The sequence below is a fragment of the Jiangella mangrovi genome (assembly GCF_014204975.1).
Classification (GTDB): domain Bacteria; phylum Actinomycetota; class Actinomycetes; order Jiangellales; family Jiangellaceae; genus Jiangella; species Jiangella mangrovi.
The window spans coordinates 5,363,526-5,381,161 of record NZ_JACHMM010000001.1 but is presented as its reverse complement, the minus strand read 5'-3'; the positions used below and the strand labels follow the sequence as shown (position 1 = coordinate 5,381,161).

Below are 17,636 nucleotides of genomic sequence, written 5' to 3'. Positions count from 1 at the left end.
CGCCTAGGAGGCGGGCCACCAGCTACCGAGAACGGTCGCGTACATGCGCCAGACCCTAGCATCACCCTCCGTTCACCGGAGGCCGCCGCCTCCGGGTTCGCCGCCCGAGCCTGGGACCAGGCGCGGAGCACCCTCAACCGCTGACGCACCCAGGCCGTTGGGCTGCTGTGGCGGCGGTGGAACGGCCGGCATCTCGGCCCGCTTCTCGACCGCGGCCGGCTCTTCCGGTGCGGGGACCGGCTGGTCGGCCGGTTTGTCCGCCGGCTTCTCGGCCGACGGCTTCTCAGTCGCGTGCTCGAGGAAGCGCAGCAGCTCGACGGGGAACGGCAGCACGACGGTGGAGTTCTTCTCCGCGGCGACCTCGACGATCGTCTGCAGCAACCGCAGCTGCAGCGCGGCGGGGGTGGCGGACATGGCGGACGCGGCCGAGGCGAGCTTGTGCGACGCCTGGAGCTCACCGTCGGCGGTGATGATCCGCGAGCGACGCTCCCGCTCCGCCTCGGCCTGTCGTGACATCGAGCGCTTCATCGATTCCGGCAGCGCGACATCCTTGATCTCGACCCGGTCGATCTCGATGCCCCAGCCCACGGCCGGGCTGTCGATCATGAGGGCCAGGCCCTGGTTCAACGCCTCACGGTTGGACAGCAGGTCGTCGAGCTCGCTCTTGCCGATGATCGAGCGCAACGACGTCTGTGCGACCTGCGACACGGCGAACTCGTAGTCCTGCACCTCGACGACGGCCTCGACCGGGTCGTGCACCCGGAAGTACACGACGGCGTCGACCCGCACCGTGACGTTGTCGCGGGTGATGCCGTCCTGCGCCGGAATCGGCAGCGTGACGATCTGCATGTTCACCTTGTGCATCTGGTCGACGAACGGTGCGATCCACGCGAACCCCGCCTCGCGCGGTGGCCCGTGCACCTTGCCGAACCGGAACACGACGCCCCGCTCGAACTGTCGGACGATCCGGGCGCTCGCTCCGTACACGACGACGGCGACGATCGCGAGGATGATGAGGATCGCGAGTAGCGCACCCATGCTGACCTCCTCGTCAGCGGCCCTTCACTTTCGAGCGTACGCCCGGTGCCGTGGATCGCGCTCAGCCCGGCCGCCCGGCGGGGATGGGTGAGCGTTTGCTGGTGTTCTGGGCCCATCGGGTGCTCACTCATCGAGTGGGCCGCTGGGATGGTTGAGGGATTGGTGCTGCCAGGGCGACACCGATCCCTCAACCATCGGGAGGTGCGCGGGGGTGTTCGCGGGTGGATGGGTGAGCGTTTGCTGGTGTTCTGGGCCCATCGGGTGCTCACTCATCGAGTGGGCCGCTGGGATGGTTGAGGGATTGGTGCTGCCAGGGCGACACGGATCCCTCAACCATCGCGGTTCCGCGGGGAGCGAACGGCGAGTGAACCTCCGGAAATCCACTTGTGAGTGAGTCCTCACTCACTTACTCTGCTGTCGTGGCCACCGAGACCCGCCGCACCCGCGCAACGCCCATGTCGCCCGAGCAGCGACGCGAGGCGATCATCGCGGCCACCCTGCCGCTGGTGCGCCAGCACGGGTTCGCGGTCAGCACGCGGCAGATCGCCGAGGCGGCGGGCATCGCCGAGGGCACCATCTTCCGGGTCTTCGAGGACAAGGACTCCCTGCTGAAGCAGGTGCTCGACGCGGCCGTCGACCCCACCGACACCGAGCGGCGGCTGCGGGCCATCGGCACCGACCTGCCGCTCGAGCACCGGCTGCTCGTCGCCGCGCAGATCCTGCACGAGCGGCTGACCAGCGTCTTCCAGCTCATGGTCGCCATCGGGTTCAGCCGGCCGCCGGGCGACGACGGGCGGACGCAGCCGCCGCGGCACGCGGGCATCATGGCCGTCATCACCGCGCTGGTCGAGCCCGACCGACACCGGCTGCGCGTCTCGCCGGCCGAAGTGGCGCGGCGGCTGCGCATCCTGGCGTTCGCCGGCTTCCACCCGCTCATCAACGACCACGAGCCCATGCCGCCCGAAGAGGTCGTCGACCTCCTGCTGTACGGCGTCGTCCTCCCGCCGGCGACCGCCAACGATCCGTCACCCTGACGCCGTCGCCCCGCGACTTCGGGGCCCCACCAGCTCGGGCACGCGCAACCCACTTCACACATCTCTCCAGTTCGGAGCCGCTCCATGCTCATCACCCTGCTGCGGACCTACCTGCGTCCGTACCGCCGGTGGCTCGGCGCCGTGGTCGCGCTGCAGTTCGTCGGCACCCTGGCCTCGCTCTACCTGCCCAGCCTGAACGCGGACATCATCGACAACGGCATCGCCCGCGGCGACACCGGCTACATCATGCGCACCGGCGGCTGGATGCTCGCGGCGACGGTGTTGCAGATCACCTGTACCGTCGGCGCCGTCTATTTCGGCGCGAAGACGGCCATGGCGTTCGGCCGCGACGTCCGCGCCGGCGTCTTCCACCGGGTCGGCGAGTTCTCCGCGCGCGAGGTCGGCCGGTTCGGGGCGCCGTCGCTGATCACCCGCAACACCAACGACGTCCAGCAGGTCCAGATGCTGGTGCTGATGTCGTGCACGCTGCTGGTCATGGCGCCGATCATGGCGGTCGGCGGCGTCATCATGGCGTTGCGCGAGGACGTCGAGCTGGCCTGGCTGCTGCTGGTCTGCGTGCCGGCGCTCGTCGTCGGCATCGCGTTGATCGCCCGCCGCATGGTGCCGGGCTTCCGGCTCATGCAGGAGCGCATCGACGGCGTCAACCGGGTCATGCGCGAGCAGATCACCGGCATCCGGGTGGTCCGGGCGTTCGTCCGCGAGCGGTTCGAGCAGGGCCGGTTCGCCGTCGCCAACACCGCGCTCACCGAGACCGCGCTGCACGTCGGCCGGCTGCAGGCGCTGGTGTTCCCGTGGGTGATGCTGGTGATGAACGTGTCCAGCGTGGCCGTGCTCTGGTTCGGCGCGGACCGCATCGACCAGGGGCACATGGAGATCGGCGCGCTGACGGCGTTCCTCACCTACCTCATCCAGATCCTCATGGCGGTCATGATGGCCACGTTCATGCTGGTCATGATCCCGCGGGCGGCGGTGTGCGCGGAGCGGATCGGCGAGGTCCTCGACACCGACTCCTCCGTCGTCCCGCCCGAAGCGCCGGTGACGACGCTGCCGCGGCGGATGTCGCTGGAGCTGCGCGGCGCGGGGTTCGCCTATCCGGGCGCCGACGAGCCGGTGCTGCGCGACGTGAGCTTCACCGTCGAGCCGGGCACCACGACCGCTGTCGTCGGCAGCACCGGGTCCGGCAAGACCACGCTGGTCAACCTCGTGCCGCGGCTCATCGACGCGACGGCGGGCCAGGTGCGCGTCGCCGGGGTCGACGTCCGCGACCTCGATCCCGACGTGCTGCGATCACGCATCGGCCTGGTGCCGCAGAAGGCGTACCTGTTCTCGGGCACCGTCGCCAGCAACCTGCGCTACGGCAATCCCGAGGCCACCGACGAGGAGCTGTGGGAGGCGCTCGAGATCGCGCAGGCCGACGACTTCGTCCGCGAGATGCCCGAGGGCCTCGACGCGCCCATCGCGCAGGGCGGCACCAACGTGTCCGGAGGGCAGCGCCAGCGGCTGGCCATCGCCCGCGCACTGGTCCGCAAGCCCGACCTGTACCTGTTCGACGACTCGTTCTCCGCGCTCGACCTCGCCACCGACGCCCGGCTGAGGGCGGCGCTGCGCCCGCACACCACGGACGCCGCAGTGGTGATCGTCGCCCAGCGGATCTCCACCGTCATCGACGCCGACCAGATCGTGGTGCTCGACGACGGCGCCGTCGTCGGCCTGGGATCGCACGCCGAACTGATCGAGAGCTGCCCGACGTACACCGAGATCGTCGAGTCGCAGCTGACCGCGGAGGAGGCGGCATGAGCGCGTCCAGGCCAGGGGCGACGGCGACGGCTGCGGCTCCCGCTCGCCCCGGCGGCGGAGGCATGCGCCCGGGTGGCGGCGGGCCGTTCGGCGGCATGGCCGGGCCGACGCAGAAGGCGATGAACTTCGGCCCGTCGGCGAAGCGGCTGGTCGGCCGGCTGGCGCCGGAGCGGTTCGGGGTGATCCTGGTGATCGTGCTGACCGTGGTCAGCGTGGCGCTGAACGCCGTCGGGCCGCGGCTGCTCGGCCACGGCACCGACCTGATCTTCCAGGGCATCATCGGCCGGCAGCTCTCTCCCGACGTCACGAAGGACCAGGCGGTCGAGAACCTGCGGGCCGACGGCCAGAACACTTTCGCCGACATGCTCGCCGGCATGAGCGGTGTCGTCCCGGGCCAGGGCATCGACTTCGGCGCGCTGCAGTCGGTGCTGCTGGGCGTGCTGGCGCTGTACGTGGGCGCCTCGCTGTTCATGTGGCTGCAGGCGTACCTGCTCAACACCATCGTGCAGCGGACGGTGTTCCGGCTGCGCTCCGACGTCGAGGACAAGATCCACCGGCTGCCGCTGAAGTACTTCGACGTCAACGCGCGCGGCGACGTGCTGAGCCGGGTCACCAACGACATCGACAACGTCTCACAGAGCCTGCAGCAGACCATGAGCCAGCTGCTGAACTCGCTGCTCACCGTCGTCGGCGTGCTAGCGATGATGCTGTGGATCTCGCCGCTGCTGGCGCTGATCGCGCTGGCCACGATTCCGTTGTCGCTGGTCATCACCACGCTGGTGGCGAAGCGGTCGCAGCAGCAGTTCGTCGCGCAGTGGGCGCACACCGGCGCGCTGAACGGGCAGATCGAGGAGGCCTACACCGGTCACGCGCTGGTGAAGGTGTTCGGCCGGCAGCGCGAGGTCGAGCAGTCGTTCGGCGCGAAGAACGACGAGCTGTTCCAGGCGAGCTTCGGCGCCCAGTTCGTGTCCGGGCTGATCATGCCGGCGATGTTCTTCCTCGGGAACCTCAACTACGTCGCCATCGCCGTCGTCGGCGGGCTGCGGGTCGCGTCGGGCTCGATGAGCCTCGGCGAGGTGCAGGCGTTCGTGCAGTACACCCGCCAGTTCACCCAGCCGCTGACCCAGCTGGCGTCCATGGCGAACCTGCTGCAGTCCGGCGTCGCGTCGGCGGAGCGGGTGTTCGAGCTGCTCGACGAGCCGGAGCAGGTGCCCGACGCCGCCGACCCCGCGACGCTGGACCGTCAGCCCCGCGGCCGGGTCGAGTTCGAGCACGTCTCGTTCAGCTACGACCCCGACCAGCCGCTCATCGAGGACCTCTCGCTGGTGGCGGAACCGGGCCGGACGGTGGCGATCGTAGGCCCGACGGGGGCCGGCAAGACCACGCTGGTCAACCTGATCATGCGGTTCTACGAGCTGCAGGGCGGACGCATCACCATCGACGGCCGCGACATCGCCGAGCTGCGCCGCGACGAGCTGCGCTCGAACATCGGCATGGTGCTGCAGGACACCTGGCTGTTCGGCGGGACGATCCGCGAGAACCTCCATTACGGGGACCCGACGGCGTCGGAGGAGCAGCTCCGCGCGGCGGCCGAGGCGACCTACGTCGACCGGTTCGTCCACTCGCTGCCCGACGGCTACGACACCGTCATCGACGAAGAGGGCGACAACATCAGCGCCGGTGAGAAGCAACTGCTCACCATCGCGCGGGCGTTCCTCGCCGATCCGGCCATCCTCATCCTCGACGAGGCGACGTCGTCGGTCGACACCCGCACCGAGGTGCTGGTGCAGCACGCCATGGCGGCGCTGCGCAGCGACCGGACCAGCTTCGTCATCGCGCACCGGCTCGCGACCATCCGCGACGCCGACCTGATCCTCGTCATGCGCGACGGCTCGATCGTCGAACAGGGCTCGCATGCCGAGCTGCTGGAGCGGCGCGGAGCATACTTCGATCTGTACAACAGCCAGTTCGCGCTGCCCGCCGTCGAGGAATGAGGGGGTCACCGTGGCGAAGAAGAAGGACGCCGCACCGGCAGACGACGACCGGCCGGCCCGCGTGCCCAAGAAGATCTACGAGAAGGAGCTGTTCCGGCTGCAGGCGCAGCTGGTCACGCTCCAGGAGTGGGTCCGGCAGGAGGGCGCCCGCGTCGTCGTGGTCTTCGAGGGGCGCGACGCGGCCGGCAAGGGCAGCACGATCAAGCGGGTGACGCAGTACCTCAACCCCCGCATCGCGCGCATCGCGGCCCTGCCGGCGCCGACGGAACGCCAGCGCGGCCAGTGGTACTTCCAGCGCTACGTCGAGCACCTGCCGGCCGCCGGCGAGATCGTGCTGTTCGACCGGAGCTGGTACAACCGCGCCGGCGTCGAGCGGGTCATGGGGTTCTGCACGAAGGAGGAGTACCAGCGCTTCCTCAGTCAGGCCCCGACCTTCGAGCGGATGCTGGTCGAGGACGGCATCCTGCTGCGCAAGTACTGGTTCTCGGTCAGCGACTCCGAGCAGGAACGACGGTTCCAGTCGCGGCTCGAGGACCCGATGCGCCGCTGGAAGCTCTCGCCCATGGACCTCGAGTCGATCAGCCGCTGGGAGGACTACTCGCGCGCCAAGGACGACATGTTCGTGCACACGGACATTCCCGAGGCGCCGTGGCACGTGGTCGAGAGCGAGGACAAGCGGGCCGCGCGGATCAACATGATCGCGCACCTGCTCTCGACCATCCCGTACCACGAGGTGCAGCGCCGGCCGCTGGAACTGCCGCCGCGGCCGGCCGCCAAGGGCTACCAGCGTCCGCCCCGCGACCTGCAGAGCTACGTGCCCGACCACGCGGGCGCGCTCACCTGAGCGCGCTCACGTCCTCGCTGAACTCGTAGTCCTCGGGCAGCACCACGCCGTGGTCGAGCAGCGCCCGCGCGCAGCCGGGCCAGTCGGCGGCGATGCCGCGCTCCTCGTTGTGCTGTGACGCCCACGACAGGGTGCCGACGACGGTGTCGCCGAAGCCGTGCCGCACGGCGGGGTCGGCGCCGTGCTCGAGGAGGAACCGGGTCAGCCCGGCGTCGCCGCGGAAGACGGCGTGGTTGAGGGCGGTCGCGTGCCAGTCGCCGCCAAGGGTGTCGACGGGCCAGCCCGCCTCGACCATCAGCCGGACGGCCGCGACGGCGCCGGCCGCGGCGAGGTCGGGCAGCAGCCGCCGCTGACCCGCGTCGAGCGACGCGACGACGCCGGGGTTGTCGGCGAGCAGCCGCCGGGCGGTGGCGCCGTCGCCGCTCGTGCAGGCGGCGATCAGCCGCTCGCGGGGATCGTCGCCCGACTCGGTCGCGGGGAGCAGCGCGGCGACCTCGGGCAGGCCGAACCGCAGCGCCACGCGGTGCGTACCGATGCCGTCCGGCCCGACGGCGTCCGGGTCGGCTCCGGCGTCGAGCAGCAGCCGCACGAACGCCGTCGAGCACCGTCGGCGCAGTGCGAACAGCAGCGGCGACCCCCAGGTCGGCGACGGCTCGTTCGGGTCGCCGCCGTGCTCGAGCAGCAGCCGCAGCACGTCGGCGTCGTCGTGGTCGGCGACGGCGTACATGGCATTCGTGCCGGTGACGGTCGCGCCGGCGGCCAGCAGCAGCCGCACGCAGCCGAGGTCGCCGAGTGAGTGGTAGAGCGACTCGTGGTCGTCGAGGTTCGCGTCGGCGTCGATCAGCAGCGCCGTCATGGGGGCGTCGTGCGTGAGGCCGGCGGCGCCGTAGAGCGCGCTCAGCGGATGCCCGTCGGGCGAGGCGACCGTCTGGTCCGGGTCGGCGCCGGCCTCGAGCAGCACCCGGGCGCACTCGCGCAGGCCACGGGCGAAGTCCGGCAGCCGGACCAGCGACGAGTGCGTGACGGCGACCAGCGGCGGCAGGGCGAGCGGCCCGCCGGGGCGGTGCACCCAGCCGGGGTCGGCGGCGACCGCACCGCTGACGCCGTCGACGTCGCCGATCGCGCATGCGACGACGGGGTCGGAGCGGTCGACGCGGTCGAGAGCCGCGGCGGCGCGCGCGGGTTTCGCGGAGTGCGTCCCGCCGATGGTGCCGCCGGCGTAGACCAGACGCAGCCACTCGAGCACGGCTCGACTCTAGCGTCTTCACCGTGTCGACCTCCCCTGACCGCCGATCCCGCCTGGGAATGATCACGTTCAGCACGTAATCCCGTGCTCCACTAGGCCTGCAATCGTGGTGCGGCGCGGGATTTGGTGCTGAACGTGATCATTCCGGGGCTGGCGAGAATTCCGGTCTTGCGGTAATGGCAACGAGCCTTGCGTGGGCGGCGGGGTGAGCGCAGGCTGGGGATATGGCTGATGAGAATCGTTATGACGTAGTGGTGATCGGCGGCGGTGCGGCCGGGCTGAGCGGCGCGCTGACGCTGTCGCGGGCCCGGCGCTCCGTGCTGCTGATCGACGGCGGCGAGCCGCGCAACGCGCCCGCCGAGGGCGTGCACAACTACCTCGGCCGCGAGGGCGCCGCCCCGGCCGAGCTCTACAGGACCGGCCGGGCCGAGATCGAGGGCTACGGCGGCGAGGTGCGCACCGGCGCGGTCGAGACCGTGACCGGCGCGGCCGGGGACTTCACCGTCGCCCTGGCCGGCGGTGACACCGTCGGCGCCCGGCGGATCCTGCTGGCCACCGGCGCCGTCGACGAGCTGCCCGGCGTGCCGGGCGTGCGTGAGCGGTGGGGCCGCGACGTCCTGCACTGCCCGTACTGCCACGGCTGGGAGGTGCGCGACCGCGCGATCGGCGTCCTCGCGACCTCGCCCGGCGGCGTGCACCACGCGCAGCTGCTGCGCCAGTGGTCCGCCGACGTCACGCTGTTCGCGCACACCGCGCCGGCGCTCGGCGACGACCAGCTGGCCGACCTCGCGGCCCGCGGCATCCGCGTCGTCGAGGGTCCGGTCGCGGCGCTGCGGATCGAGGACGACGCCATCACCGGGGTCGAGCTGGAGGACGGCGTCGTGGTCCCCGCCGGCGCCGTCGTCGTGCAGCCGCTCCCGCGTGCCCGGACCGCCATGGTCGAAGGCCTCGGGCTCGAGGCGGTCGAGCAGGAGCGCGGCGGCATGGTCGTCGGCACCGCCCTGACGGTCGACCCCATGGGCGGGACGGCGGTGCCCGGCGTCTGGGCGGCCGGCAACGTCGCCGACGTGTTCGCGACGGTGATCAAGTCGGCCGCCGCAGGGGTCGACGCGGCCGCGATGATCAACATGGACCTGATCGTCGCGGGTGTCTACTCGGTGGCACCCGCGCCGGAGGCGGCCGCTGCCTCGGCCAGCTGAGGCAGGTAGTCGTCCAGCATCCACGGGATCGACAGCACCGACGGCGCGGAGCTGGCGGCGACGTACGACTCGCCGACCACAGGGGCGAACGCGCCGGCCGCGACCGCCGGGATCCGCGCGTACGCCGGGTTCGCGGCGAACGCCTCGGCCGCCGCGTCGTCGTTGAACCAGGCCACGAACACGTCGGACTCGATGTCGCCGACCAGCTCGGGGGAGACGTCGTAGTAGACGGCGTCGCCGGGCGCGTTCTCGTCGACGTACGGCGTGACCGTCATGCCGAGGTCGGCGAGCAGCCGCACCCGCACGTCGTCGGAGGTGTAGAGGGCGAGCTGGCCGGCGTTCTCGGCGCCGTAGGCGAAGCTCGTGCCGGCCAGCTCCGGGTACTCGTCGGACCGGGTGGCGAGGTACTCCTCGGTGTCGGCGACCAGCCCCTCGGCCTCGGCGGAGCGGCCCAGCGCCTCGCCGATGATCGTGGTCTGCTCCTGCCACGGCGTGCTCCACGGCGCGTCCGGGTAGGCGACGGTGGGCGCGATGGCGCTGAGGGTGTCGTACTCCTCCTGCGTGATGCCGGAGTAGACGGCCAGGATGACGTCGGGCTGGGTGTCGGCGATCGCCTCGTACGGGATCTCCTCGCCCGCGACGTTCGGCACGAGCGCCGGCAGGTCCTCCTCGCCGAGGGCCTCGCGCACCCACGGCAGCACGCCCTCGTCGTCGCCGCCGTAGTCGATCACCGGCATCGCGACCGGCGTGACGCCGAGCGCGACGGCGACGTCCTGGCCGGACGGGCCCCAAGTGGCGACACGCTCGGGTGCGGCCTCGATGGTGGTGCTGCCGAGGGCGTGCTCGATGGTGACGGGGAACGCGTCGGCGCCGCCGTCGTCACCGGAGGCGGGAGCCGCGCTGCCGCCGTCGTCGGAACCGCCGTCGCCGGAGCCGCAGCCGGTGAGGGCCGCGGCTCCGAGCAGCAGCGCGAGCAGGAACGTGGGCAGGCGTCGATGAGTCACCCGCACCAAGTTAGCTCAGGCTCACCTAACTTCAAACACTGACCGTCCCCGTCAGCCGGCAGGCGTCGGCCCACCGTGCGGGGTCGGGGTGGCCGCGCGGCTCGACCAGGTCGGAGCAGTCGGCGATGGTGAGTTCGAGCAGCTGGTGCAGCAGGGCGTCGGGGTCGGAGACGCACGCGTTGGCGACGCCCTCGACCGCGCAGCGGACCGCCGTGGGTGCCGCATAGCGCTGGAAGCCCTTGAGCGTGGTCTGCTCGCCCTCGGCGAAGTCGCGCGCCCACTGCGCCGCCACCGGCACGCGGTCGAGAGCCTCGCGGCTGCGGTCGGTGAGCGTGCCGGCCGGCCGGTGGTCGAGGTCGTCGAGGATGCGCTCGGCGGACAGGATGGCGACGGCCAGCACCCGCTGGCGCTCGGCCGACGCCACGGGGAGCGCCGTGGCGGCGACGCGCAGCGTGATGGCGACGTCCATGCGGGGGTCGTCGGAGTCGACGCCGATGACCATGGGAACCAGTGGCGCCAGGCGCGGCCGGTGCTCGTCGGAGATGGCGTCGTTCACCAGCCGGGCGACCGCGGCCAGCAGCGGGTGCGTGCAGGACGGGTGGTCGCTCCAGCGCTCACCGGCGAGGTACGACGCGAATTCCATGAAGCACGCGCCCTTGCGTGCGTTGCGGTGTTTGCCCTTCGAGAGCACCGGCAACATGCCAGGTGCGTCGTTGTGGAGACCGGACATGGATGCACCCCGAGAGTCTCTTCGGCGGTTGTGTGCTCTCCATCTTGCTCCTGTCATCGCCCGGATTCCACTGGTTTGCGGCTGCCTTTCCGATCGTGTTCCAGCCGCGTTCGTATCGCGTTCGGACACCGTCAGGGCAGTTCGGGGGCTCGCCGGGCGATCGGGGCGGCGGCCGCGGTGAGCTGCTCGAGACCGATCAGGTTCGTCCGCGACGGATGAGGTCGTCGATCACGCGGGCTCGGGCGCGGCGCCGCGGACGTGGTCGACGTGGATGACCGCGGCGACGGAGTACTGCTGCGCGAACGCCCCGGGGCTGCCCATGATGCGGGTCATCTCGTCGCCGTACTTGGCCAGGTAGCCGGGCGACTCGTCCGGCCCCGGGACGTCCTCGCGGATCTCGGCCCGGCCCGTGAGGACCACGAAGTCGCCGCCGTCGCCGTCGCTGTTGAGGTGCAGCGCGACCCTGGGGTTCTTCTCCATCCAGTCCAGCCGTTTGGCGTGCCGATCGTTGTAGACGACGATGTCGTCGCCGCTGCGCACGAACCAGACCGGCGTCGGCTGCGGCGTCCCGCTGGGCGCCACGACCGTCAGCCACAGCACGCGGTCGTCGCGGAGCCGTTCGTCGATGCGTCGTCCGAGGTCGGTGCCGCTGTCCGGGAAGAGGGCGTCGTCGCTCATGCCTTCGACCCTATGAGGGGCGCAGAATGGCGGCATGGCGACGGCGGAGTTCGACGCGGTGCTCATCGGCGACGACGGCCCCGGCTGCGGATTCGAGCTGCCCTACGACCCGAAGGCCGAGTACGGCAGGGCGCGGGCGCCCGTGCGGGTATCGGTCAACGGCGCGCCGGCGTTCCGCACGACGGTGGCCGTCTACGGCGGCGCCGGCTGGATCGGCCTGCGCAAGGCCCAGCGCGCCGAGTGGGGCGTCGACGTCGGTGACACCGTCCACGTGGTCGTGGCCTTGGACGACGAGCCGCGGGTGGTCGACGTGCCGCGCGAGCTGAGCGCGGCGCTCGCGCGTGACGCCGCCGCGCTGCGCGCCTACGACGCGATGCCGTTCTCGCACCGCAAGCGCTACGCCGACTGGGTCGCCGAGGGCAAGCGTCAGCAGACCCGCGACGACCGCGCCGCCAAAGCCATCGAGATGATCACCGAGGCGTGATCTTTCGCTGGGGCGCGTGGGGTTGAGTTGGGTTCCCCCGTCCCCCTGCTGCCCATTCTCTTAAGCCGCGCGGGTGCCCTCAAGTCCGCGCGCCCTGGGGTTGGGTCGCTGCTGTGGTGGGGGCGCTTGGACTTGACCGCACCCGCGCGGCCTAAGAACGGGCAGCTATCAGGGGGACGGGGGGAGTCTGGCGACGGGTGGGTGGTGGCTGACTTCACTAGCGCCGGCCGACTTCACTAGCGGAAACCGTCTTCTGACCTGGCGCGGGGGCGCAGAAGACGGCTCTGCGTAGTGAAGACGGCTCTGCATAGTGAAGTCGGCGCGTTGGCCCCGGCGGCGGTCCACGATGTGGGATTCCCGGCGTTTCCCGGGCTGCCCACCACGTTTACCCGTGCATCACGAGGCCTGTAATCGTGTCGAGGCTCGGGTAATCCTGGTGATGTACGCGATCCTTGATGATCATCGCTGTCCACAGCCCGAGCGGACTGATACGGACCGGCGAGGCGTGCCCAGGGTCTCCCCGTCCCCCTGATAGGTGCCAGGTTCTTGGCCGCGGGACCGCGGGTCAAGTCCGCCCTCCGGCGCGAAGCGCCTCCATCGTCGGACTTGAGGCGCGGTTGCGCGGCTAAGAGACTGGGCAGCAGGGGGACGGGGAGCCCACCTCACCACCCCGGCAGAACGTCAGGCAACCGTCGCGATCAGATAGGCCTGGGGCGTCTTCTCCGGCGGCACCGACGCCACCGGCTCCCGCACCAACGTCGCCTCGACGGCGAACCCGGCATCGGCCAGCAACCCCGAGATCAGCTCGGGCGCCAACCGGTACGCGTCGACGGCGAGACCGGAGTGACCGTAGGCCTGTTCCACCCGGACGACCTCGTCGCCGACCTGGAATGCCAGCAGCAGCCGGCCCCCGGGTCGCAGCACCCGGCGGAACTCGGCGAACACCTCGGGCAACACCGACGGTGGCATGTGGATGATCGAGTACCACGCGACCACTCCGGCCAGCACCCCATCCGAAACCGAGAGCGCCGTCATCGACCCCACCGAGAACGACACCCCGGGACATGCACGCCGCGCGACGTCGATCATCGCCGGCGACAGGTCGACACCCGAGACGTCCAGGCCCAGCGAGTGCAGATATCCGGTGATGCGCCCCGGCCCGCACCCGACCTCGACCACGGGACCGCCGCCGTCGCCGTCGACCGACCCGGCGAACGCGTCGAGCATCGCGCGGTCGAACACCGCCCCCGCGAGATGGTCGCGAAGGGTCGACGCATAGGACTCGGCGACGGTGTCGTAGGCGGCACGGGTGGCGGTCAGGTACGCGGGCTCGGTCACGTCCGCGACCGTATCGCCCGCCACCGACAGTCCCCGTCGTCAACGCGAGTTGACAACCCACCATCTGTCAGCTTAGGTTGACAGCATGACCGGATCGGAGGCACGAGAGGCGGTCGACGCGGCGACCGGAGCCGTCGACGCCGACCCCAGGGTCGGGTTGCGGGCGGTCGCGGCGCTGCGCCGGCTGGTGGACCGGCTGGAGATCCTGCAGGTCGACAGCGCCCGCCAACAGGGCTGGTCGTGGGAGGAGATCGGAGCCGCCCTCGGCGTCAGCAGACAGGCCGTGCACAAGAAACACGCAAGGAGGTAGGAATGTTCGAGCGGTTCACCCACGAGGCCCGCGAGGTCGTCATCGGGGCACAGCGCGAGGCGCGCGGGCTGCATCACCGCTGGATCGGCACAGAGCACGTGCTGTTGTCGCTGGTCGGCACGCCCGAGGCGCCCGGGGTCACGACCCTCACCCGTCTCGGCGTCACGGCCGCCCAGGCCCGCGACGCGGTGCTCGCCGTCGCCGGCGACGGAGCCGACGGCCTGGGCGACGAGGACACCGAGGCGCTCAAGGCGTTCGGCATCGACCTCGACGAGGTGCGCAAGCGCGCCGAGGAGACGTTCGGCGAGGGCGCCCTCGACGCGCCGCTCGAGTCCGGCCGAGGCAAGCGGTTCGGCCTGTTCGGACGGCGCAAGGCCGAGCGCGGGCCGGGGCACATCCCGTTCGCGCCGCGGGCGAAGAAGGCCCTGGAGCTCTCGCTGCGCGAGGCCCTGGCGCTGAAGGACGGCTTCATCGGGACGCAGCACATCGTGCTCGGCCTGCTGCGCAGCGACGACCAGCAGACGCTGGCGGTGTTCGAGCGGCTCGGCATCGACCCGCGCGAGACCCGCCGCGAGGTGCTCGCCGACCTCCGCAAGGCCGCCTGACGCCCGCGCGCCCTGGTCGGAGCCCTGCTCAGACCAGCCGGAAGACCGGGTGGCGCGCGGCCTCGGCGGCGAACGCCTCGGGCGGCTCCGACGGCGCGGCGTCGAAGTACGGACGGGTGATCGGCTCGGCCTTCGCGTAGGCGCGCAGGACCGGGCCGGCCTCGTCGGGCGCACATTCGACGACGGCGTGCGTGTGGCTGCGGGGGCCGCGGCGCAGCGACACCTCGCCGGCCGCCCGGGCGTTCAGGGCCCACTCGACCTCGCCGTACGGCGCGACGAGGTACCGCTGACCGTCGTGCTCCATGACCCGCACCGGCGTGGACCGCGGCTGTCCCGATACCCGGCCACGGACCGTGAGCAGGGCGTACGGCCCCGGCACCGGGACCGTCCTCAGCGCCGCGGTGAAGACGGTGTTGCCGATCCGCCGGGCCAGCGTCGTGCGATACGTCCGCGCCATGGACCCATCATGGTGGTCGCGGCGGGGAGAATGGAGCCGTGACGGCGTTCCGGGCGACGGCGGCAGCTGCGGTCCTGCTTCTCGCGGCCTGCAGCCGCGGCGACGGCGACGGCGGCAGCGGCGAGCCGGGCGCCGCGCCCAGCCGCACGCTCACCCCGTCGCCGACCGCCACTCTCACGCCGTCGCCGGCAGAGACCCCGACGCCGACGCCCACACCCACGCCGACCCCCGCGCCGCACCCGGTCTCGCTGCCGGCCCTCATGCAGCAGGGGTACGACGGCGGCGACCTGCGGCTGGGCGAGGTGCTCGAGACCGCGGACACCTACACGCGCTACGCCGTCACCTACCGCAGCGCCGGCCTGACCATCAGCGGCATCCTCAACCTGCCCGACGGCGCCGGGCCGTTCCCGGTGCTGGTCCTGGCGCACGGGTACATCGACCCCGACGTCTACACGACGGGGCGCGGGCTGCGGCGCGAGCAGGACTACCTCGCCCGCCAGGGGTACGCCGTCCTGCACACCGACTACCGCAACCACGCCGGTTCCAGCGACGACCCCGAGAACGAGGTGCGGCTGCGGCTGGGCTACACGGAGGACGTCGTCAACGCGGTCCTCGCCGTGCGCGCGGCCACAGACACGATCCCGCAGCTCGACGGCGAGCGGGTCGGCCTGCTCGGCCGGTCCATGGGCGGCGGCGTCGCGCTGAACACGCTGGTCGTGCAGCCGGGGCTGGTCGACGCCGCGGTCGTCTACGCGTCGGTGAGCTCGAACGCCGTCCAGAACTTCGACCAGTGGACCCGGGGCCAGCCGGGCTCGGAAGCCCTCACCGACCAGATCATCGGCGCGTACGGCGCGCCGGAGGCGAACCCGGAGTTCTGGCAGGGCGTCTCGCCGGTGACGTTCTTCGACCGGGTCACCGAGCCCGTCCTCATCCACCACGGCACCGCCGACGAGACCTGCCCGCCGCAGTGGGCCCTCGACACCGACGCCGCCCTGCGCGTCGCGGGCAAGGACGTCACGCTGCAGCTCTACGAGGGCGAGCCGCACGCCTTCGAGGGCGACTGGCAGCTCTCGATCGAGCGGAGCGCGGCCTTCTTCGCGCAGCATCTGAGCGCGGGATAGGCTGGCGGCAGAACCGATCGGCCGGGGTGCCCGCAAGGGCTGAGATCACACCCGCCGAACCTGATCCGGGTCATGCCGGCGCAGGGAGCCCGACGGTGTGTGCGTGTCGGCGCTCCCTTCCCGGTGGAAGGAGTGCGCGTTGACGCCCACGATCATCACGGTGGCGGGGTCGGACCCGTCCGGCGGAGCCGGCATCCAGGCCGACCTCAAGACGTTCTCGGCGCTCGGCGCCTACGGCGGGGCGGTCCTCACGGCGCTGACAGCGCAGAACACCCGCGGCGTCACCGGCGTCATGCCGATCCCGGGCGCCTTCGTCGCAGACCAGCTCTCCGCGCTCTTCGAGGACCTCGACATCCGGGCGGTGAAGACCGGCATGCTCGGCAGCCCGGACGTCGTCGAGGCGGTCGCCGACGCCGCCCGCCGGTACGGCGTGCGGAACCTCGTCGTCGACCCCGTCATGGTCGCGACCTCGGGGGACCGGCTGGTCGACGACGCCACGGTCGAGGCGATCCGCGACCGGCTGCTCCCGCTGGCCGCCGTCGTCACGCCGAACCTGCCCGAGACCGCGGCACTGCTCGGGGTCGGCGCCGTCGCCCCCGGCGAGGCCGCGGCTGCCGCCGTCGAGCTGCATGCCAAGGGTCCGGCGGCGTTGGTCAAGGGCGGACACGCGGGCGGGCCCGACGCCGTCGACGTCCTGGCCGACGACGACGGCATGCTCGAGCTGCGGGTGCCGCGCGTCCCCACGGCGAACACGCACGGCACCGGCTGCACGCTGTCGTCGGCGATCGCCGTCGGCCTCGGGCACGGGCGGCCGCTGCGCGAGGCCGTCAGGGACGCCAAGACGTACCTCACCGATGCGTTGCTCGCCGCCGACCAGCTGCACATCGGTACTGGTCACGGCCCCGTTCACCACTTCCACGCCTGGTGGACACCCGCCTCCGAAGGGACCCCCGCATGACGTTCTCCGCCGACGCCTGGACCGCCGCCGCCCCCTGGTACGACGCCATCCGCGCGCACCCGTTCCTCACCGGCCTGGCCGACGGGACGCTGGAACGGAAGGTGTTCCTGCGCTACATCGCCGACGACGCGCACTACCTGTCCCGGTACGCGCGGGCGCTGGCGACGACGGCGGCGCGCTGGCCGGATCCGGCCCAGGCGGCCGTGCTGGCGCGGTTCGCCGCCGGGGCCGTCGACGCGGAACGGATGCTGCACGAGGCGCTGCTGGCCGAGGCGGGCGGGTCGCTCGCCGACACCGTCGCCGCCGTCGAACCCACCCCGACCTGCCTCGCCTACGTCAGCACCCTGCAGGCCGACGCGGCGCACGCGCCCGCCGCGGTCGCGCTGGCCGGGCTGCTGCCGTGCTTCCGCATCTACACGGAAGTGGGGCAGGAGCTGGTCACCGTCCTGTCCTCGGAGGGCGACGACGGCGTCAGCCACCCGTACGCGACGTGGTTGCGCACCTACGGCGACCCCGTCTTCGCCGCGGACACCCGCCGGGCCGAGAGCTTCGCCGACGAGCAGGCCGACCTGCATCCGGGCGCCGTCGCCGGCATGCACGAGGCCTATGCGCGGGCGACCCGGTTCGAGTGGATGTTCTGGGACGCCGCGTGGCGAGGCGAGACGTGGCCGGAGCCTGCGTAATGCGGATGTAACGAACCGACCACCGTACGTGTGGTGGATGCGCTTCAGGTTTACGTGGCGTTACACTCGATCGAACCCGGGCCCAGTGTCGCGCT

The 17,636-nt window shown here is 71.8% G+C and carries 18 protein-coding genes and 1 riboswitch; of the genes, 11 read left to right on the top strand and 7 right to left on the bottom strand.

Annotated features, from left to right (window positions below; genetic code table 11):
* Window positions 1–72: 72 nt before the first annotated feature.
* On the bottom strand, window positions 73–1,038 hold the full coding sequence (locus HD601_RS25025; protein WP_184826509.1) for a slipin family protein: 966 nt from the start codon (window positions 1,036–1,038) through the stop codon (window positions 73–75).
* Between the two features lie 419 nt (window positions 1,039–1,457).
* Here HD601_RS25025 and HD601_RS25020 point away from each other — a divergent pair, with 419 nt between their 5' ends.
* From HD601_RS25020 to ppk2, 4 genes are all read left to right on the top strand, one after another.
* The gene (locus HD601_RS25020) at window positions 1,458–2,072 is read left to right on the top strand and encodes a TetR family transcriptional regulator (RefSeq protein WP_184826507.1); all 615 of its coding nucleotides are present in this window, start codon (window positions 1,458–1,460) and stop codon (window positions 2,070–2,072) included.
* An 84-nt stretch (window positions 2,073–2,156) separates the two neighbouring features.
* Window positions 2,157–3,890 carry an ABC transporter ATP-binding protein gene (locus HD601_RS25015; RefSeq protein WP_184826505.1) on the top strand — a complete coding sequence of 578 codons (1,734 nt, stop codon included), beginning with the start codon at window positions 2,157–2,159 and terminating at the stop codon, window positions 3,888–3,890.
* Window positions 3,887–5,884, top strand: coding sequence for an ABC transporter ATP-binding protein (locus HD601_RS25010; RefSeq protein ID WP_184826503.1), 1,998 nt, complete (start codon window positions 3,887–3,889; stop codon window positions 5,882–5,884). The genes HD601_RS25015 and HD601_RS25010 overlap by 4 nt, the downstream gene beginning before the upstream one ends.
* A 10-nt stretch (window positions 5,885–5,894) precedes the next feature.
* Window positions 5,895–6,728 (top strand): polyphosphate kinase 2, encoded by an 834-nt coding sequence (ppk2, locus tag HD601_RS25005; protein ID WP_343076446.1) that lies wholly within the window; start codon window positions 5,895–5,897, stop codon window positions 6,726–6,728.
* On the opposite strand, the gene HD601_RS25000 is transcribed toward ppk2, so the two are convergent.
* Window positions 6,721–7,974 carry an ankyrin repeat domain-containing protein gene (locus tag HD601_RS25000; RefSeq protein ID WP_184826499.1) on the bottom strand — a complete coding sequence of 418 codons (1,254 nt, stop codon included), beginning with the start codon at window positions 7,972–7,974 and terminating at the stop codon, window positions 6,721–6,723. The two genes, ppk2 and HD601_RS25000, sit on opposite strands and share 8 nt — an antisense overlap.
* A 224-nt stretch (window positions 7,975–8,198) precedes the next feature.
* Here HD601_RS25000 and HD601_RS24995 point away from each other — a divergent pair, with 224 nt between their 5' ends.
* The gene (locus tag HD601_RS24995) at window positions 8,199–9,173 is read left to right on the top strand and encodes an NAD(P)/FAD-dependent oxidoreductase (protein ID WP_184826497.1); all 975 of its coding nucleotides are present in this window, start codon (window positions 8,199–8,201) and stop codon (window positions 9,171–9,173) included.
* On the opposite strand, the gene HD601_RS24990 is transcribed toward HD601_RS24995, so the two are convergent.
* The 3 genes from HD601_RS24990 to HD601_RS24980 form a co-directional block, all read right to left on the bottom strand.
* Window positions 9,125–10,177: an ABC transporter substrate-binding protein gene (locus HD601_RS24990; protein WP_221441292.1), complete on the bottom strand. Its 1,053-nt coding sequence runs from the start codon at window positions 10,175–10,177 to the stop codon at window positions 9,125–9,127. The genes HD601_RS24995 and HD601_RS24990 overlap by 49 nt on opposite strands.
* A gap of 31 nt (window positions 10,178–10,208) precedes the next feature.
* Entirely contained in the window at window positions 10,209–10,907 is a 699-nt protein-coding gene (locus HD601_RS24985) for a hypothetical protein (protein ID WP_221441291.1), read from the bottom strand.
* A 228-nt stretch (window positions 10,908–11,135) separates the two neighbouring features.
* Window positions 11,136–11,585, bottom strand: a complete 450-nt coding sequence (locus HD601_RS24980) for a TIGR03667 family PPOX class F420-dependent oxidoreductase (protein ID WP_184826492.1) — start codon at window positions 11,583–11,585, stop codon at window positions 11,136–11,138.
* Between the two features lie 34 nt (window positions 11,586–11,619).
* On the opposite strand from HD601_RS24980, the gene HD601_RS24975 reads away from it, so the two are divergent.
* A complete protein-coding gene (locus HD601_RS24975) occupies window positions 11,620–12,069 on the top strand; it encodes a YdeI/OmpD-associated family protein (protein ID WP_184826490.1) in 450 nt (149 codons plus the stop codon).
* Between the two features lie 681 nt (window positions 12,070–12,750).
* On the opposite strand, the gene HD601_RS24970 is transcribed toward HD601_RS24975, so the two are convergent.
* Window positions 12,751–13,407, bottom strand: coding sequence for a methyltransferase domain-containing protein (locus HD601_RS24970; protein ID WP_184826488.1), 657 nt, complete (start codon window positions 13,405–13,407; stop codon window positions 12,751–12,753).
* Window positions 13,408–13,492: 85 nt separating this feature from the next.
* On the opposite strand from HD601_RS24970, the gene HD601_RS24965 reads away from it, so the two are divergent.
* Both HD601_RS24965 and HD601_RS24960 read left to right on the top strand, forming a co-directional pair.
* A complete protein-coding gene (locus tag HD601_RS24965; protein WP_184826486.1) occupies window positions 13,493–13,717 on the top strand; it encodes a hypothetical protein in 225 nt (74 codons plus the stop codon).
* A 2-nt stretch (window positions 13,718–13,719) separates the two neighbouring features.
* The gene (locus HD601_RS24960; protein ID WP_184826484.1) at window positions 13,720–14,322 is read left to right on the top strand and encodes a Clp protease N-terminal domain-containing protein; all 603 of its coding nucleotides are present in this window, start codon (window positions 13,720–13,722) and stop codon (window positions 14,320–14,322) included.
* 28 nt (window positions 14,323–14,350) lie between these two features.
* On the opposite strand, the gene HD601_RS24955 is transcribed toward HD601_RS24960, so the two are convergent.
* Window positions 14,351–14,779, bottom strand: a complete 429-nt coding sequence (locus HD601_RS24955) for a nitroreductase family deazaflavin-dependent oxidoreductase (protein ID WP_184826482.1) — start codon at window positions 14,777–14,779, stop codon at window positions 14,351–14,353.
* A gap of 38 nt (window positions 14,780–14,817) precedes the next feature.
* Between HD601_RS24955 and HD601_RS24950 the strand changes: the two genes are divergently transcribed.
* The 3 genes from HD601_RS24950 to HD601_RS24940 all read left to right on the top strand — a co-directional run bounded on the left by HD601_RS24950 (window position 14,818) and on the right by HD601_RS24940 (window position 17,541).
* The gene (locus tag HD601_RS24950) at window positions 14,818–15,900 is read left to right on the top strand and encodes an alpha/beta fold hydrolase (RefSeq protein ID WP_221441290.1); all 1,083 of its coding nucleotides are present in this window, start codon (window positions 14,818–14,820) and stop codon (window positions 15,898–15,900) included.
* Window positions 15,901–15,912: 12 nt separating this feature from the next.
* Window positions 15,913–16,005, top strand: a riboswitch (TPP riboswitch).
* A 34-nt stretch (window positions 16,006–16,039) separates the two neighbouring features.
* Window positions 16,040–16,858: a bifunctional hydroxymethylpyrimidine kinase/phosphomethylpyrimidine kinase gene (gene thiD, locus HD601_RS24945; protein WP_184826480.1), complete on the top strand. Its 819-nt coding sequence runs from the start codon at window positions 16,040–16,042 to the stop codon at window positions 16,856–16,858.
* A complete protein-coding gene (locus HD601_RS24940; RefSeq protein ID WP_184826478.1) occupies window positions 16,855–17,541 on the top strand; it encodes a TenA family protein in 687 nt (228 codons plus the stop codon). Before thiD ends, HD601_RS24940 begins: the two co-directional genes overlap by 4 nt.
* Window positions 17,542–17,636: the final 95 nt, after the last annotated feature.

What these genes read in the sequence shown, in the direction of transcription:
- HD601_RS25010 (WP_184826503.1), top strand. Translation starts at nt 3,887, where the DNA reads ATGAGCGCGTCCAGGCCAGGGGCGACGGCGACGGCTGCGGCTCCCGCT.
- HD601_RS24940 (WP_184826478.1), top strand. Translation starts at nt 16,855, where the DNA reads ATGACGTTCTCCGCCGACGCCTGGACCGCCGCCGCCCCCTGGTACGAC.
- HD601_RS24980 (WP_184826492.1), bottom strand. Translation starts at nt 11,585, where the DNA reads ATGAGCGACGACGCCCTCTTCCCGGACAGCGGCACCGACCTCGGACGA.
- HD601_RS24960 (WP_184826484.1), top strand. Translation starts at nt 13,720, where the DNA reads ATGTTCGAGCGGTTCACCCACGAGGCCCGCGAGGTCGTCATCGGGGCA.
- HD601_RS24965 (WP_184826486.1), top strand. Translation starts at nt 13,493, where the DNA reads ATGACCGGATCGGAGGCACGAGAGGCGGTCGACGCGGCGACCGGAGCC.
- HD601_RS24985 (WP_221441291.1), bottom strand. Translation starts at nt 10,907, where the DNA reads ATGTCCGGTCTCCACAACGACGCACCTGGCATGTTGCCGGTGCTCTCG.
- HD601_RS24995 (WP_184826497.1), top strand. Translation starts at nt 8,199, where the DNA reads ATGGCTGATGAGAATCGTTATGACGTAGTGGTGATCGGCGGCGGTGCG.
- HD601_RS25015 (WP_184826505.1), top strand. Translation starts at nt 2,157, where the DNA reads ATGCTCATCACCCTGCTGCGGACCTACCTGCGTCCGTACCGCCGGTGG.
- HD601_RS24955 (WP_184826482.1), bottom strand. Translation starts at nt 14,779, where the DNA reads ATGGCGCGGACGTATCGCACGACGCTGGCCCGGCGGATCGGCAACACC.
- HD601_RS25025 (WP_184826509.1), bottom strand. Translation starts at nt 1,038, where the DNA reads ATGGGTGCGCTACTCGCGATCCTCATCATCCTCGCGATCGTCGCCGTC.
- HD601_RS24975 (WP_184826490.1), top strand. Translation starts at nt 11,620, where the DNA reads ATGGCGACGGCGGAGTTCGACGCGGTGCTCATCGGCGACGACGGCCCC.